We start from the raw sequence: 14585 nt of genomic DNA, 5'->3' as shown, positions 1-14585 counted from the left end.
TCCGCAGATCCATGCTTGTCGGTCCCTCCACCCTGGCTCCTACATACCTCGTAGGAGCCGGGGGGAACATACAAGCCCATGCTCGGCTGGCGGGCCGTAGTCGAGCATGGCTCGACTCTACAAAGGCGAAAAGCAGCCGGGCATGGGCTCGGCTCTGCAAGGGCAGGGGTCGGGCCAGGATCCCCCAAAACAGAAAGGCGCCAGACCCGAAGGTCCAGCGCCCGGTTGGGATCGGCGGGGGAGAGAGGACCCGCCGATCCCCGTTCCTGCGGGGGAACGCCTTGCTCAGTACTTCAGGTTCTGGGTCCAGTAGGTCTCGATCTGCTTGACCAGGGTGTCCGGCAGCGGCACGTAGTCCAGCTGCTTGGCCTGCGCATCACCGTTCTTGTAGATCCAGCGGAAGAACTCCTGGGTCGCCTTGGCGCCGGCCACGTTCTTCGGCTGCTTGCGCACCAGGATGAAGTTGGTGGCGGTGATCGGCCACGCCTGCTCGCCCGGGGCGTTGGTCATGACCAGGTAGAAGTCCTTGGCATTGGCCCAGTCAGCGCTGGCGGCCGCGGCCGAGAACGAGGCGTCAGACGGCTGCACGATCTTGCCGGCAGCATTCTTCATCGCCGCGTAGGACATCTTGTTCTGCAGGGCGTAGGACAGTTCGACGTAGCCGATACCGCCCTTGATCTGCTTCACGTAGGCAGCGACGCCTTCGTTGCCCTTGCCGCCGATGCCGGCCGGCCACTGGACCGAGGTGCCTTCACCGACCTTGGTCTTCCACTCCGGGCTGACCTTGGACAGGTAGTTGACGAAGTTGAAGGTGGTGCCCGAACCGTCCGAACGGTGGACGATGGTGATCTTGGCGTTCGGCAGGGTCAGGCCGCTGTTCAGGGCAGCGATGGCCGGGTCGTTCCAGGTCTTGATCTTGCCCAGGAAGATGTTGGCCAGGGTCGGGCCGTCCAGCTTCAGCGCGCCCGGGGCAACGCCGGCCACGTTGATGACCGGCACCACGCCGCCGATGACCGACGGGAACTGGGCCAGGCCGGCAGCAGCCAGCTCTTCCGGCTTCAGCGGGGCATCGGACGAACCGAAGTCCACGGTCGCCGCCTTGATCTGGGCGATACCACCACCGGAACCGATGGACTGGTAGTTGACCTTCTTGCCGGTCGCGGTGCTGTAGTCCGCCGACCACTTGGACATGACCGGGTAGATGAACGAAGCGCCCGCGCCGGTGACATCGGCGGCGTTGGCGGCAAACACGGACGATGCAGCCAGGATGGCGACAGCGGCGCGCGACTTGAAGGCGTGGATCACGGGAGAGACTCCTGGGGTGGTCGAAGGGCGGCTGCCCAACGTTTCGGTGCACATTCCATAACGGTTACGTGACACGCCCGCGTCTGTCATATGACGCAACCGTGACACCCGTCATGAATGTCTCGGAACCCGCGCCAGAGAGCCTGCAGGCCCTTCGGGACACGGTCGGAAAGGGAGCCTGGCGGCAGCCGTGGGCACTGCCCGGGCGCCGGTGCTGCGCAGGCGCCACCGCTCGGAGGGCAGGGCGGCGGGCCCCACAACGACGAAGGCACGGCCGGAGCCGTGCCTTCGTTGCAACGCGTGCTTCAGGTCTTACCAGAAGAACTGCGCGCGGGCTTCCAGGATGTTCGGATCGTCGTTGACGAAGCCGCGGGCGGTGGAGCTGTACTTCTTGCTGTCCACCATCACGTAGTTGACCATGAACTTGAAGTTCGAACGCCAGTACCAGTTGGCGCCAACGGTCCAGATGTCCATCTTGCCGCCCAGCACGCCATCGACGATCGGCGGGCGACCGGCGACCGGGTTGGCCGCCAGGTTGCCGTCGTTCAGGTCCATGTGGTCGTAACGCACGCCCAGCTGCCACTGGCCGCCGGCCGGGTTGTTCGGCAGGCCGGTGCCCGGGGTGCCGCCCTTGTAGCTCCAGGTTTCGCCGGTCACGTTCCACACGCCGCTGACGTAGTAGCCGTCGCTGGTGTAGTTGTCGTGGTCGTAGCGCTTGGCCTTGCTGCTGTAGTACTCGGCCTGGGCCTTGAACGGGCCCTGGAAGTACATGGCTTCAGCGCCGAGGGTGCTGACGCGGTCGGTGTCGGTCATGTTGCCGCTGTCGACCAGGCGCGCGGTGGCCAGGTCGGCGTTCGGGCGGGCACGCACGCGCAGGGTGTCGGCGTCGGCGTCGTAGTCGACGTAGCTCAGGCCGAAGTGCAGGACCTGGCCCTTCTCGTTGATCGGGGCGAAGGTGCCGCGTGCGCCGTAGCCGCTGCCGTGGGCCAGGTTGCGGGTCAGTTCGCGGCCGAAGGCGCTGGCGGTGACCGACCAGTTGTCCTGGCCGTAGCTGTAGGCGCCACCGAGGCGGCGGGCGACCGCGTAGGTGTTGGTGACCGCAGCCTTGGAGATGAAATCGTTGTTCTTGGTGCTGGACAGTTCTTCCAGGCTGTTGGGCTGCTTGAACTGGCCGGCCTGGATGAAGTGGTTGGCGTTGCCCAGCAGCTTGTACTTCACGTTGGTGTCGAGGAACTTGTCGGCCTTGGCGTCATAGCCGACCACCCACTCCACGTTACCCGGGCCCTTGCCCTTCAGCACCAGCTCGGCGCGACGCAGTTCGAATTCGCTGTCCTTGCCATTGCCGGCGTCACCGCCGTTGAGGTCCACGACGTCATTGTCGAACCAGTTGCCGTCGGCCTGGACCAGGCCTTCGAAGGTGATTTCCGAACCGCCGATCACATCGATGGCGACTTCAGCGTGAGCAGCCGGCACGTACAGCGCAGCAGCCACGGCCACCGTCAGGAGTTGGTGATGCAGTTTCATGGAGAGGAGCCTTGCAGGCAGGTGGGAAGATGCGCGCAGGCTAAAAGGTAAAGATTGCGTAAATGTGACAGTTCGCACGCGGCAGGCATCCGCCGCAGGCCCCGTCGCGTCAGGGGCTGACGATGTAAACGCTTGCATGTGACGCTGCGGTTGCGCACGGATTGCAGTAGATCCACGCCACGCGGGGATGCCTGTCGTGCGCCCTACGCGGCGGTCTTTTCCTTGAACCGGCACAGGTCGGCAATCACGCACCCCGGGCAATCCGGCTTGCGCGCCTTGCACACGTAACGCCCGTGCAGGATCAGCCAGTGATGCGCATCGAGCAGGAACTCGGCCGGGATCGCCTTGACCAGGCGGTCCTCCACTTCGCGCACGTTCTTGCCCGGCGCCAGCCCGGTGCGGTTGGCCACGCGGAAGATGTGCGTATCGACTGCCATCACCGGTTCGCCGAACGCGGTGTTGAGCACCACGTTGGCCGTCTTGCGGCCGACCCCGGGCAGCGCTTCCAGCGCTTCGCGATCGCGTGGCACTTCGCCGTCGTACTTCTCCAGCAGGATCGCGCAGGTGGCGATCACGTTCTTCGCCTTCGCGTTGAACAGGCCGATGGTGGCGATGTACTTCTTCAGGCCGTCCTCACCGAGCGCGAGAATCTTCGCCGGTGTATTGGCCACCGGGAACAACCTCCGCGTCGCTTTGTTGACGCCCACGTCCGTGGCCTGCGCCGACAGTGCCACGGCCACCAGCAGCTCGAACGGCGAGCTGTATTCCAGTTCCGTCTTCGGGTGCGGGTTGAGTTCGCGCAGGCGGGTGAACATTTCCACCACGTCGGCGCGCGGCATCACGCCGCCACGACGCGCGGGTGTGCGCGTGGTCTTCTTTGCAGTGGCCATTACTGTTCCTTGCCTGCGGCGCGGGCCTTGGCCCGGGCGAGGATCGCGGCCGCCGCAGCGGGCAGCGCAGGCTTCACATCCGGTGCCGGCGCTGGTGTGCGACGTGCATCACGTTCGGCTTCGCGGCGCGCCAGACGCACGGCACGCGCACGATAACGCTCACGCGCGGCCCAGGCGTTCTGCAGGTCGTGCTGTACCTGCAGCAGGCGCTGCGGAAGTTCCGGGTGGCCGGGTACCAAGCGTGCGTCGGCCTCGCCGGCGACGTAGTCCATCAGGCCGGCCTGCAGGGCGCCATCGAGATCGTCTGCCTGGACCCGGGCGAACAGCTGCGCGGGGTTGGGTCGGGATGCCATGGGGTCAGCGGTTCTGGAATGCCGGCGGGCGACGCTGCAGGAACGCGCTGGTGCCTTCGCGCATGTCTTCGGTGGCGAACAGCAGGCCGAACTGCGCGCTTTCGTATTCCAGGCCCGCTTCCAGGCTGCATTCGCCGCCCAAGTGCACGGCGTCCAGCAGGCCACGCAGGGCCAGCGGTGCCGAGCGGGCCAGCTGCCTGGCGACGTCCTGCACGCGGTTGTCCAGTTCGGCTGCCGGCACCACCTGGTTGACGATGCCCAGCGCGAGGGCGCGCCCGGCGTCGATCGGCGCGCCCAGCAGGCACAGTTCCAGGGTGGCCGCGCGGCCGCACAGGCGCAGCAGGCGCTGGCTGCCACCGAAGCCCGGGATCAGCCCCAGGTTGATCTCCGGTTGGCCGACCTTGGCGGTATCGGCCGCGATGCGCAGATGGCAGGCCATGGCCAGCTCCAGCCCGCCGCCCAGGGCAAAGCCGTTGACGCGGGCGATGACCGGCTTGGGCATGCGCTCGATCTGCCGCATCAGGGCCTGGCCCAGCAGGGAGAAATCACGTCCCTGAACCGCGCTGAGGGTGTTCATTTCGGCGATGTCGGCGCCGGCTACGAAGGCCTTGGGGCCGGCGCCGGTCAGCACCACCACGCGGACGTCCGGGTCGGCCGCCGCGGCGCTGAACGCCTCGGCCAGGGCCTGCAGGGTGGCCGCGTTGAGGGCGTTGAGCTTTTCCGGGCGCTGCACGGTGAGGGTGCGGATGGCACCATCATCGGTCACGGCGACGGGGTGGTCGGCGGGGGCTGAGGCCACGGAAAGCTCCTGGAACGTTAAAAAAAAGTGAGATTGAACTCTTGAAACGCAGGCGGGTCAAAGCCTGCGTGGTCAGTAGCGGTTACACGTTGTGGCCGGTATCCTAACCCGTCGCCTCAGGGCGGCGCAGAACGTCCCTGAGTTACCACCCCTGGAGAACTGTTTGATGAAGTTGCGTTCTATCGCGGTCGCCGTCGCGGCCCTGGCCCTGACGGGCAATGCCTTCGCCCAGGACGTCTCGTCCGAAAAGGGCAAGCTGAGCTACTACTTCGGTTACGACTACGGCAACAACCTGGCTGAGCTGACCGCCCGTGGTGAGCAGCTGGACATCAACTCGGTGGTGAAGGGCCTGCAGGACGCCTACGCCAAGAAGCAGCCGGCGATCACCGCCGATCAGCTGAAGCCGGCCGTTGAAGCGTTCCAGAAGCGCGAGCAGGGCCGTGCCCAGGCCGCCAAGGCCGAGTACGAAAAGGCTGCTGCCGAAAACAAGACCAAGAGCGACCAGTTCATTGCGGCCAACAAGTCCAAGGCGGGCGTGCAGTCCCTGCCGAGCGGCGTGCAGTACCGCGTGATCGAAGCCGGCAAGGGTGCCAAGCCGACCCAGGCCAACACCGTGCAGCTGGAAGTGGCCGGTCCGTATCCGTTCGGCCAGCGCCCGGCTGAAGCCCGCCCGGCCCAGCAGATTCCGTCGATCAAGGTCAGCGAAGTCGAAATGAAGGCCATGCGCGAGACCCTGCTGCAGATGCCGGCTGGCTCGAAGTGGGAAATCACCCTGCCGCCGGACCAGGCTTACGGTGCCGACCCGCGTACCGGCTTCCCGCCGAACGTGGCGGTGCAGTTCGAAGTCAAGCTGGTCAGCGTCAAGTAAAAAACGAAGCAGTGCAGACGACGCGCCGGTGGCTTCCACCGGCGCGTTTCTGTTTCCGCTGCGGGACGCGTGCGCCAACCCGGTAGAGTCGACCGTTGGTCGACTGCTCTTACCGCGCTGCGCGCGATCGTCGACTGACAGTCGACTCTACCGCCCATCCGCGTGTCGCGATCGTCCCCAACCGCAGCCATTCGCGCTACTGTTGCAGGGTGCAAACTTCGGAAGAACCGGCGCGTGTTGTTGCAAGCCCCTGCATTGGCGTGTGCAAGCTGGATCACAACCGGCTGTGCGCCGGGTGCGGGCGGCATATCGATGAAATCGCAGGGTGGTCGTCGATGAGCGATCGCGAACGCAGCCGCATCCTGCACCGCGTGCAACCCCTGCGCGAACAACTGCAGCAATCGCTGCGTGGCTCACTGGCCGACCATGAGCGCCTGCTGCGCGCGCTGCATCCGCTGGCCGAACCGCCGCAGGGCGACGGCTGGAACCGCAGCGAACTGAGTGACCTGCTGCCACCCGGCCCGCCGGTGGAAGCCGCCGTGCTGGCCGGTATCGTGCCGCGTGCCGGTGGTGCCCAGGTCATCCTCACCCGCCGCACCGAAACCCTGCGCACCCACGGTGGCCAGGTCGGCTTTCCCGGCGGCCGCACCGAACCCGATGACCGCGACGCACTTGCCGCCGCACTGCGCGAGAGCCAGGAAGAAATCGCACTGGCACCGGGCCAGGTGCAGGCGCTGGGCTACCTCGATCCTTTCGTCACCATCACCGGCTACCGGGTGACCCCGGTGGTGGCGGTGGTCGATCCGGATTTCGTGCCGGTGCCGCAGCCCAGTGAAGTGGCCGAAGTGTTCGAGGTGCCGCTGGATTACCTGATGGCCGCCGACAACCTGCGCCAGGTCGAAATCAACCATCGCGGCCGCGTGCGCCATGTCCTGGAGTACGGCTGGCCTGGCCAGCGCATCTGGGGCGCCACCGCGGCCATCCTCTACAACCTGCGTCGCCGCCTGGAGCAAGTGCAATGAAGCCGATCGATCCGCCGTGGACCACCCTGGTCGATGTCGCCACGCTGGCCGCCGCCCTGGGCGAAGGCGTGCGCGTGGTTGATGCGCGCGCCACCGCCAGCACGGCCGTGCGCGTGGTGGATGCCCGCGCGGCCCTGGCCGATCCGCAGGCCGGGGCAGGGCAGTACGCGGCCGGGCATATCCCGGGCGCGGTACATGCCGATCTCAACCAGGATCTTTCCGATCTGCGCCGCAGCGGCCATGGCCGCCATCCGCTGCCCGACAGTGACGCGTTTGCCGCGCGCGTGGGCCAGTGGGGCATCGGCCAGGACACGCAGGTGGTGGTCTACGACGGCAGCGACGGCAGCATGGCCGCCGCACGCCTGTGGTGGCTGTTGCGCCTGATCGGCCACACCCGCGTGGCCGTGCTCGACGGCGGCATCGCTGCCTGGCAGGCCGCCGGCCATGCACTGGCCACCGGCCACAGCGAGGTGCCCGCGCAGCCGCCGTATCCGGGCCGTTTCGACACCACCCAGGTGGCCTCCGCCGACGAGATCGCCGCGCGCCTCAAGCACGCCCCCGGCTGGCTGGTCGACGCCCGCGCCGGCGAGCGGTTCCGTGGCGAAGTGGAGCCGCTGGACCCGGTAGCCGGCCACGTTCCCGGCGCGGTCAACCGCCCGTTCGCCCTGAACGTTCTCGACGGCCACCTGCGCGACCCGCAGGAACTGCGTGCAGAACTGCAGGGCGTGATCGGCAACCAGGACCCGCAGCGTGTCGTGCTGATGTGCGGCTCGGGCGTGACCGCCTGCCACCTGCTGCTGGCCATGGAAAGCGCCGGCCTGAGCGGCGCCCGCATCTATGCCGATTCCTGGAGCGGATGGGTCAGCGACAGCACCCGCCCGGTGGCGACCGGCGCCTGAAGGCTCCGATTGAATCGACCCCGTGCCGACCAACGGTCGGCACCCACCAGAGCAGAGCGCCGCTCCGATAGATAGATGCCAGTAGATCCACACCACGCGTGGATGGGGGTCCGATGCCGTACCGACCAACGGTCGGCACCCACCATCAGTCGGCACCCACCATCAGCAGCAGTTTCCAACAGCCCGCAGGAAACTGTCGAAGGCGGGGTGGGTCCGGTTGCGGGGGCGTGAGCGGCATGGGCCCGAGGCATGCCTCGGGCGGGTTGGGCAGGACGCCCAACCCCGGTCTTGCCGTGTGCGCAGGACAGCGCACACGAGCAAGCCGCGACCAAGCCCCCATGGACGTACTTGCAGCGTCCCCCGCCACCGGACCCACCTCGCCATCCCACGGAGAGCCAGCTTTTGACGTTGACGTTGACGTTGACGTTGATCCGGCAGGTGCAGGGCGCAGCCCTGCAGACCCTCACCCCACCGGTTGCAACGGCACCTTCGCCAGCACCCGCGCCCACGGGAACAACGGGCCCGGATCCCGCTTGCGCGCCACCATCAGCGCCGCATCATCACTGGCCGCCACCTGTTCCAGGTCCAGCTGGTCGTGCCCGGCAATCCGCTGCAGCGAGGGGTAGCGCGCCACCAGCGCCAGCAGCAGCGCCTCCAGCGCCAGCAGCTGCGCCTCCGTGTACGGCTCGTCCATCGCCTGGTGGCGGCTGTCGAACCAGTGCGGGTAGCGGCCGGTATTGACCAGCTCGATGCCCACCGTATCGGCGTTCATGCCGCGCACGTGATGGGCGATGCGCTCCGGTGCCACGTACTGCACCACGCTGCCGTCGCGGTCGATGTAGAAGTGGCCGCTGTTGCCGGCGCCGCTGTCATACAGCACGCGCTCGCCGTATTCGCGGGCCATGGCCAGGTCGGGCAGCTCGGTGCAGTGGATCACCACCATCCGCAGGCTGTCGGCGTCACGCAGGGGCAGGCGGTCGTGGTAGGGCAGGGGCTGCAGCTGCAGGCCGGGCAGGAGCGGGGTGGGCATCCGGCGATGCTAGCATTGCAGGATGAACCTGCCTTCCCGATCGACGTTGAACCGCTCCCTGGGAGCGCATGCATGAGCCGCGGCCACTGCATCCTGTCCCACGGCTTCGAGAGCGGCCCGGAGGCCACCAAGGTCACCGCACTGGCCGAAGTCGCGCAGCGCCTGGGCTGGACCCATGAGCGCCCCGACTACACCGACCTGGACGCGATGAGCGAGATCAGCCGCGTCGGCGACGTGCGCACCCGCCTGCAGCGGCTGGTCGAGCGCGCTGCCGCTGCCGCCGCACAGGGGCCGGTGGTGCTCGCCGGGTCCAGCCTGGGGGCCTACATTTCCGGCATCGCCTCGCTGCAGGTACCGGTGGCCGGCCTGTTCCTGATGGTGCCGCCCACCACCATGGGCCCGATGCCGGCGTTGGACGCCGCCGCCGTGCCGACCACGGTGGTCCAGGCCTGGCATGACGAAGTGGTGCCTGCCGCCGGGGTCATCGCCTGGGCGCAGGCGCGCTCGGCGCAGTTGCTGCTGGTGGACGACGGCCACCGCCTGGAACGCCATGTGGAGGCCTCCGCGCAGGCCTTCGAGCGCCTGCTGCGCCAGCTGTGAAGCCCGGGCGCACGGCGCGCCCGCCCGCTTTGACTACAATGGCAGCCCCGCCGCCCCCGGCGCGGGCCTGCCGGCCGTGACTACGGCCCTCCTTTCCGACTGGCCCGGCCCCCATGCCGCGCCCGACCACCTGCGAACCGATCCCGTGAAATTCTTCGTCTCCTGCGCCAAGGGCCTGGAATACCTGCTTGCCGATGAACTGTCGGCCCTGGGCCTTGGCAAGGCCACCGCTACCATCGCCGGCGTCAATGCCGACGGCGAGCTGGAGCAGGCACTGCGGATCGTGATGTGGTCGCGCCTGGCCAGCCGCGTGCTGTGGCCGATCGACGAATTCGAGTGCCCGGACGAGCAGGCCCTGTACGACGGCGTGCGTGCCCTGCCGTGGCACGAGCACATCAAGCCGGAAATGACCCTGGCGGTGGACGCGCACGTGTCCGGCGACAAGATCACCCATGCCCGCTTCGCGGCGCAGCGGATCAAGGACGCCATCGTTGACCGCATGCGGGACGAAGGCCTGGAACGCCCCTCGGTCAACACCGACCTGCCCGACGTGCGCGTCAACCTGTCGCTGCGCAAGGGCCGTGCCTCGCTGTCGATCGACCTCGGCGGCGGCCCGCTGCACCGCCGTGGCTGGCGCGGTGCCGCCCACGAGGCGCCGCTGAAGGAAAACCTGGCCGCCGCGCTGCTGATGCGCGCGCAGTGGCCGCGCCTGCACGCCGCCGGTGGTGGCCTGCTGGACCCGATGTGCGGCAGCGGCACGCTGCTGATCGAAGGCGCGCTGATGGCCGCTGACGTTGCCCCGGGCCTGATGCGCCACGGCAGCCTGCCGCCGAGCCGCTGGCTGGGCTTCGACAAGGCCGCCTGGAAGGCCATCCAGAGCGAAGCGCGTGACCGCGAAGCCGCTGGCCTGGCCGCGCTGAAGCCGGTCATCCACGGCAGCGACATCGACCCGACTGCGATCCAGGCGGCCCGCGAGAACGCCGAAGTGGCCGGCGTCGCCCATGCGATCCGCTTCACCCGCGCCGACGTGGCCGACCTGGCCGCGCCGGAACAGGAGATCGGCGCGGTGGTCTGCAACCCCCCGTACGACGAGCGCCTGGCCGCCGATCCGGCGCTGTACCGCGCGCTGGGCAATGCCCTGCAGAAGGCGGTGCCGCAGTGGCGCGCCAGCCTGCTGTGCGGCAACGATGAACTGGCCTTCGCCACCGGCCTGCGCGCGGGCAAGAAGTACCAGATGTTCAATGGTGCGCTGGAGTGCGCGCTGATCGTCTGCGACCCGATCGCCGTGCCGGGCCGCGACCCGGCGCAGCCGCGCGAGCTGAGCGAAGGCGCGCAGATGGTGGCCAACCGCCTGCGCAAGAACCTGAAGAAGTTCAAGAGCTGGCGCGCGCGCGAGGACATCACCTGCTTCCGCGCCTACGATGCCGACCTGCCGGAATATGCGGCGGCCATCGACGTCTATGAAGAAGACGGTGGCCAGCGCCGCACCTTCCTGCACGTGCAGGAATACGCCGCACCGGCGGCGATTCCGGAGAACGATGTGCGCCGCCGCCGCAACGAACTGCTGGCCGCGGCGCGTGAAGTGTTCGGCGTGCCGCCGGAACAGGTCTCGATGAAGTCGCGCGAGCGTGGCAAGGGCGGCAGCAAGTACGGCCGCTTCGAACAGCGCGACGAGTTCATCGTGGTGCGTGAGAACAACGCGCTGCTGCAGGTGAACCTGTTCGATTACCTGGATACCGGCCTGTTCCTCGACCACCGCCCGCTGCGCCGGATGATGGCCGAGCAGGTGCGTGGCAAGCGTTTCCTCAACCTGTTCTGCTACACCGGCGTGGCCAGCGTGCAGGCGGCGGTGGCCGGTGCGGCCAGCACCACCAGCGTCGATCTGTCGGCCACCTACCTGCAGTGGTGCTACGACAACCTGGCGCTGAACGGCCAGGGTGGCAATCAGCACCTGCTGGTGCAGGCCGATGCGATGGCGTGGCTGGAAGGCGACCGCGGCCAGTACGACGTGATCTTCTGCGATCCGCCGACGTTCTCGAACTCGGCCCGCGCCGACGACTTCGACGTACAGCGCGAGCAGCTGAAGATGCTGCGTGCCGCCGTGGCGCGCCTGGCGCCGGGCGGCGTGCTGTATTTCTCCAACAACTTCCGCCGCTTCAAGCTGGAAGAGAACGCCATCGCCGAGTTCGCCCAGTGCCGCGAGATCACCGCGCGCACTATCGGCCCGGACTTCGAGCGCAACGCGCGCATCCACCGCGCGTGGGAGTTGAAGCGACTGGGCTGACCGGTAGCGCCGGGCCATGCCCGGCGTGCGCGGCGCTGGTAGATCCACGCCATGCGTGGATGGCCCTACAACACCAGCAACCGACCCGGGGCATGGGCCAACGGCCAATGCCCCTGTTCGTACAGCGCGATCACCGGTTCCCAGTGCGCCGGCAGGCCAAGGTGTACTTCCAGCAATCGCTGCCGCGCGGCGAACATCGCCGTATCGCGCGCAACCAGATGCAGGTCATGTGCACCGCAGCGCAGGGCCGGCAGATCGACGGCGGACAGCACGCGCATCAGGGTGCGGTTGAGTTCGCGGCGGGGTTCGGCCAGCTCGGCGGGGCGCGGCAATGCGCCATGGAACGGATCCGGATCGCCCAGCACGCTGGGCATCCACTCGAAGTCGTCAGTTTCCATGGCCTGCAGCGCTTCGGCCAATGACCCAACGGACGCAACCCCCGCAGCCGCGGGCAGTGGCTCGCCCAGGCGGGAGAAGAAGCGGATTCCAGCGATCCGTTGCAGCAGCGCAGTTGATTCCATGCAGGGAATTGTAGGCCTGTAGCGCCGGGCCATGCCCGGCGTGGACCTACGCGGTGCATGGATGCGCGGTGTCTGGATGGGGTCAGAGCCCTTGCGCGGCGCGCAAGGGATCCGACCCCGGTAGCGCCGGGCCATGCCCATGGTAGATCCACGCCATGCGTGGATGGCGGCTACAGCAACGCCACGACCAGCCCGACCAGCGGCAGCACAACCGCCAACGGTGCGATCCACGCCGGGCGGTACGGGTACAGGCCGAACGCCAGCGGCACCCCGGCCAGGGTCAGCGCACCCAGCCACAGCACCGGGCCCATTGCCCAGCCGTGGTCGACCACGCACAGCGCGAACGCGACCGTCAGCAGGGCCCAGCCCAGCACGCGCCACTGCGTGCGCCGTGCCGGCGTGGCCGCCGCCTTGCCGTGCAGGTCCTGCTGGTGCTTTTCCATCGCCAGCGACAGCGCGGTGAACGCGGAGAAGGACAGTGCCAGGGCCAGCAGCATCATGCGCTGGCCTCCGCTTCGGTTGCCGCAGGCGCAGCCGGTGCCTTGGCTGCTGCAGCGGCGGCAGCCGCGCGCTTCTTTTTCTCGGCCGCGCTCAGCGGCGGCGTCCAGCGCTGCATGCGCCAGCCGCACATCGCCAGCATTGCGCCGAAGGCCAGCATCGACAGGTCAAAGCCGGCCAGCACCCAGTCACCGTTGACCAGCGTCACGCCCAGGTGCGCGTGGGTGGTCAGGGCATTGACCACCGGCACCAGCGCGAACGCGGCCGCGCCGATATACAACTGCCACGCCCACATCATCCGCTTGGGCCAGAGGAAGGCGGCCAGCAGGGCCGCACCCCAGGCGTAGAAGAACACGTTGGCCTCGGCGTTCGAGCGCTCGGCCATCTCCAGCGGCAGCAGGCGGTTGCCCCAGAAGTAGGCAGCAAACGCGATCGGCAGGCCGGCCACGGCACCGATGTTGAGCGCATCCACCAGGCGCAGGCCGAAACCGATGCGCCCGCTCTTGGCATGCTTGGGCCGTTCCTTCACCGCCCACAGCACCACGCCGCTGGCCACCATCAGGCAGCCGGTCAGGCCGGACAGGAAGAACAACGCGCGCAGGCCCCAATCGGCGAAGCGGGCAAGGTGCAGGCCGTACATCACGCCACGGGTGGCGGTGGCGCCGCCTGAGGGCGGGCTCTCTTCCAGCAGGGCGCCACTGGTCATGTCATAGCGCAGCGCCGGGGTGTCGGTGGACAGGCGCTTGCCGTCGCGCTGGCGGATGTCGATGACCGCGTTGGCGGCACCCGGGTTGGTCACGGTGAAGCCCGCCACTTCCACGCCCTTCCAGTGCGCGCGCGCGCTGTCCAGCAGCTGCGCGATCGGCAGCGGCGCCGCGCGGCCCTCGGCCGGTGCGCTCACCTCGGGCATGCCACCGAACGCTTCGGCGAAGAACTTGTCCTCGTCCTGCGGGTAGGCCACTTTCACGCCCCACGGCAGGTACATGATCATCAGGGTGACGATGCCGGTGTAGGTGATCATCGCGTGGTAGGGCAGGGCCATCACCGCGCTGACGTTGTGGAAATCCAGCCACGAACGCAGGCCCTTGTCCTTGCGGAAGGTGAAGAAGTCCTTGAAGATTTTCTTGTGGGTGATGACGCCGGTGATGATCGCCACCAGCATGAACATCGCGCAGAAGCCCACCAGGTAGCGCGCCCAGTACACCGGGATGTAGTGCAGGTCGAAGTGCAGGCGGTAGAAGAAGTCACCGCCACGGGTGTCGCGCGCCTTCAGTTCGCCGCCGGTGTTGGGGTCCAGGGTGGCATCGCCGAACGCACCGCGCCGGCCCTTGGAGGGATCGGCCTGGTCGGCCGGTACGCGCCAGAACGTGCTCATGGCCGGGTTGCGCGGCTGCGGGAGCGTCACGTACCACATCTCGGCATTGCCGGCCTTGTCCTGCAGGAAGTCGATCGCGCGCTGCGCGGCCACGTCGGTGCTGACGTTGGTGCTGGGCAGCTCCGGGCGCATCCAGCGGCTGATCTCTTCGCGGTAGTAGCTGGCCGTGCCGGCCATGAAGATCAGCAGCAGCAGCCAGCCGACCAGCAGGCCGGTCCAGGTGTGCAGCCAGGCCATCGATTGGCGGAATCCGTTCTTCATGCCCAGGCCCCCAGCAGGCGCGATGCGGCGGCCAGCAGCAGGGTGGGGCCGAGGATGCCGACCCAGGCGCGCAGCGCACTGCGGGTGGCGAAGGCCCACAGTGCGGCGCAGGCGGCCACCACGATGGCCAGCAGCATGCCGGTCAGCACGGCCTGGCCACGCGCGGCGGGCAGGGCCACGGCGCAGAACACGCTGGTCATCGCGGCCAGCGCGTAGCCACCGAAGATCGCGGCCAGGGAACGGGACAGCACTCCCCAGCGTTCGCTGGCGAAGAAGGTGCTGAGGCGGGAGCTGGCAAGTTCGGGCGAGCGGTCCACGGCGGTCCTGCAGGTGTGTTGGAAGAAAGGCCGGCGCAC

General features: G+C 68.1%; 15 protein-coding genes. 5 read left to right on the top strand and 10 right to left on the bottom strand.

All coding sequences use genetic code 11. The features are described from left to right. Positions 1-285: 285 nt before the first annotated feature. The 5 genes from pstS to QMZ26_RS17180 form a co-directional block, all read right to left on the bottom strand. Entirely contained in the window at positions 286-1305 is a 1020-nt protein-coding gene (gene pstS / locus QMZ26_RS17200; protein ID WP_079221295.1) for a phosphate ABC transporter substrate-binding protein PstS, read from the bottom strand. A gap of 312 nt (positions 1306-1617) precedes the next feature. Then, positions 1618-2829 (bottom strand): OprO/OprP family phosphate-selective porin, encoded by a 1212-nt coding sequence (locus tag QMZ26_RS17195; protein ID WP_108759662.1) that lies wholly within the window; start codon positions 2827-2829, stop codon positions 1618-1620. Between the two features lie 203 nt (positions 2830-3032). Next, positions 3033-3719 (bottom strand): endonuclease III, encoded by a 687-nt coding sequence (nth, locus tag QMZ26_RS17190; RefSeq protein ID WP_283222158.1) that lies wholly within the window; start codon positions 3717-3719, stop codon positions 3033-3035. Next, entirely contained in the window at positions 3719-4072 is a 354-nt protein-coding gene (locus tag QMZ26_RS17185; RefSeq protein ID WP_079221298.1) for a hypothetical protein, read from the bottom strand. The genes nth and QMZ26_RS17185 overlap by 1 nt, the downstream gene beginning before the upstream one ends. Before the next feature lie 4 nt (positions 4073-4076). Then, complete coding sequence (locus tag QMZ26_RS17180) at positions 4077-4871, bottom strand: enoyl-CoA hydratase-related protein (RefSeq protein WP_283222157.1); 795 nt, start codon at positions 4869-4871, stop codon at positions 4077-4079. 166 nt (positions 4872-5037) lie between these two features. Here QMZ26_RS17180 and QMZ26_RS17175 point away from each other — a divergent pair, with 166 nt between their 5' ends. From QMZ26_RS17175 to QMZ26_RS17165, 3 genes are all read left to right on the top strand, one after another. Further along, complete coding sequence (locus tag QMZ26_RS17175) at positions 5038-5739, top strand: FKBP-type peptidyl-prolyl cis-trans isomerase N-terminal domain-containing protein (protein WP_079221300.1); 702 nt, start codon at positions 5038-5040, stop codon at positions 5737-5739. Between the two features lie 209 nt (positions 5740-5948). Continuing rightward, positions 5949-6761 (top strand): CoA pyrophosphatase, encoded by an 813-nt coding sequence (locus QMZ26_RS17170; protein WP_079225168.1) that lies wholly within the window; start codon positions 5949-5951, stop codon positions 6759-6761. Continuing rightward, entirely contained in the window at positions 6758-7660 is a 903-nt protein-coding gene (locus QMZ26_RS17165; protein WP_283222156.1) for a sulfurtransferase, read from the top strand. Before QMZ26_RS17170 ends, QMZ26_RS17165 begins: the two co-directional genes overlap by 4 nt. 463 nt (positions 7661-8123) lie before the next feature. On the opposite strand, the gene QMZ26_RS17160 is transcribed toward QMZ26_RS17165, so the two are convergent. Beyond that, positions 8124-8690 (bottom strand): N-acetylmuramoyl-L-alanine amidase, encoded by a 567-nt coding sequence (locus QMZ26_RS17160; protein ID WP_079221302.1) that lies wholly within the window; start codon positions 8688-8690, stop codon positions 8124-8126. A gap of 72 nt (positions 8691-8762) precedes the next feature. On the opposite strand from QMZ26_RS17160, the gene QMZ26_RS17155 reads away from it, so the two are divergent. After that, the gene (locus QMZ26_RS17155; RefSeq protein ID WP_079221303.1) at positions 8763-9290 is read left to right on the top strand and encodes a hypothetical protein; all 528 of its coding nucleotides are present in this window, start codon (positions 8763-8765) and stop codon (positions 9288-9290) included. A gap of 145 nt (positions 9291-9435) precedes the next feature. After that, complete coding sequence (gene rlmKL, locus QMZ26_RS17150) at positions 9436-11574, top strand: bifunctional 23S rRNA (guanine(2069)-N(7))-methyltransferase RlmK/23S rRNA (guanine(2445)-N(2))-methyltransferase RlmL (RefSeq protein ID WP_108759655.1); 2139 nt, start codon at positions 9436-9438, stop codon at positions 11572-11574. 65 nt (positions 11575-11639) lie between these two features. On the opposite strand, the gene QMZ26_RS17145 is transcribed toward rlmKL, so the two are convergent. The 4 genes from QMZ26_RS17145 to QMZ26_RS17130 form a co-directional block, all read right to left on the bottom strand. Then, positions 11640-11972 carry a hypothetical protein gene (locus QMZ26_RS17145; RefSeq protein WP_234458256.1) on the bottom strand — a complete coding sequence of 111 codons (333 nt, stop codon included), beginning with the start codon at positions 11970-11972 and terminating at the stop codon, positions 11640-11642. 293 nt (positions 11973-12265) lie between these two features. Continuing rightward, complete coding sequence (locus tag QMZ26_RS17140) at positions 12266-12595, bottom strand: DUF3325 domain-containing protein (protein WP_283222155.1); 330 nt, start codon at positions 12593-12595, stop codon at positions 12266-12268. After that, the gene (locus QMZ26_RS17135) at positions 12592-14229 is read right to left on the bottom strand and encodes a PepSY-associated TM helix domain-containing protein (protein ID WP_283222154.1); all 1638 of its coding nucleotides are present in this window, start codon (positions 14227-14229) and stop codon (positions 12592-12594) included. Before QMZ26_RS17135 ends, QMZ26_RS17140 begins: the two co-directional genes overlap by 4 nt. After that, a complete protein-coding gene (locus QMZ26_RS17130; protein WP_283222153.1) occupies positions 14226-14546 on the bottom strand; it encodes a DUF3649 domain-containing protein in 321 nt (106 codons plus the stop codon). Before QMZ26_RS17130 ends, QMZ26_RS17135 begins: the two co-directional genes overlap by 4 nt. Between the last annotated feature and the right edge of the window lie 39 nt (positions 14547-14585).

The organism is Stenotrophomonas sp. PFBMAA-4 (assembly GCF_030053215.1).
Lineage (GTDB): Bacteria > Pseudomonadota > Gammaproteobacteria > Xanthomonadales > Xanthomonadaceae > Stenotrophomonas.
The sequence above is the reverse complement of the archived record's forward strand: the minus strand, read 5'-3'. Positions and strand labels throughout refer to the sequence as shown.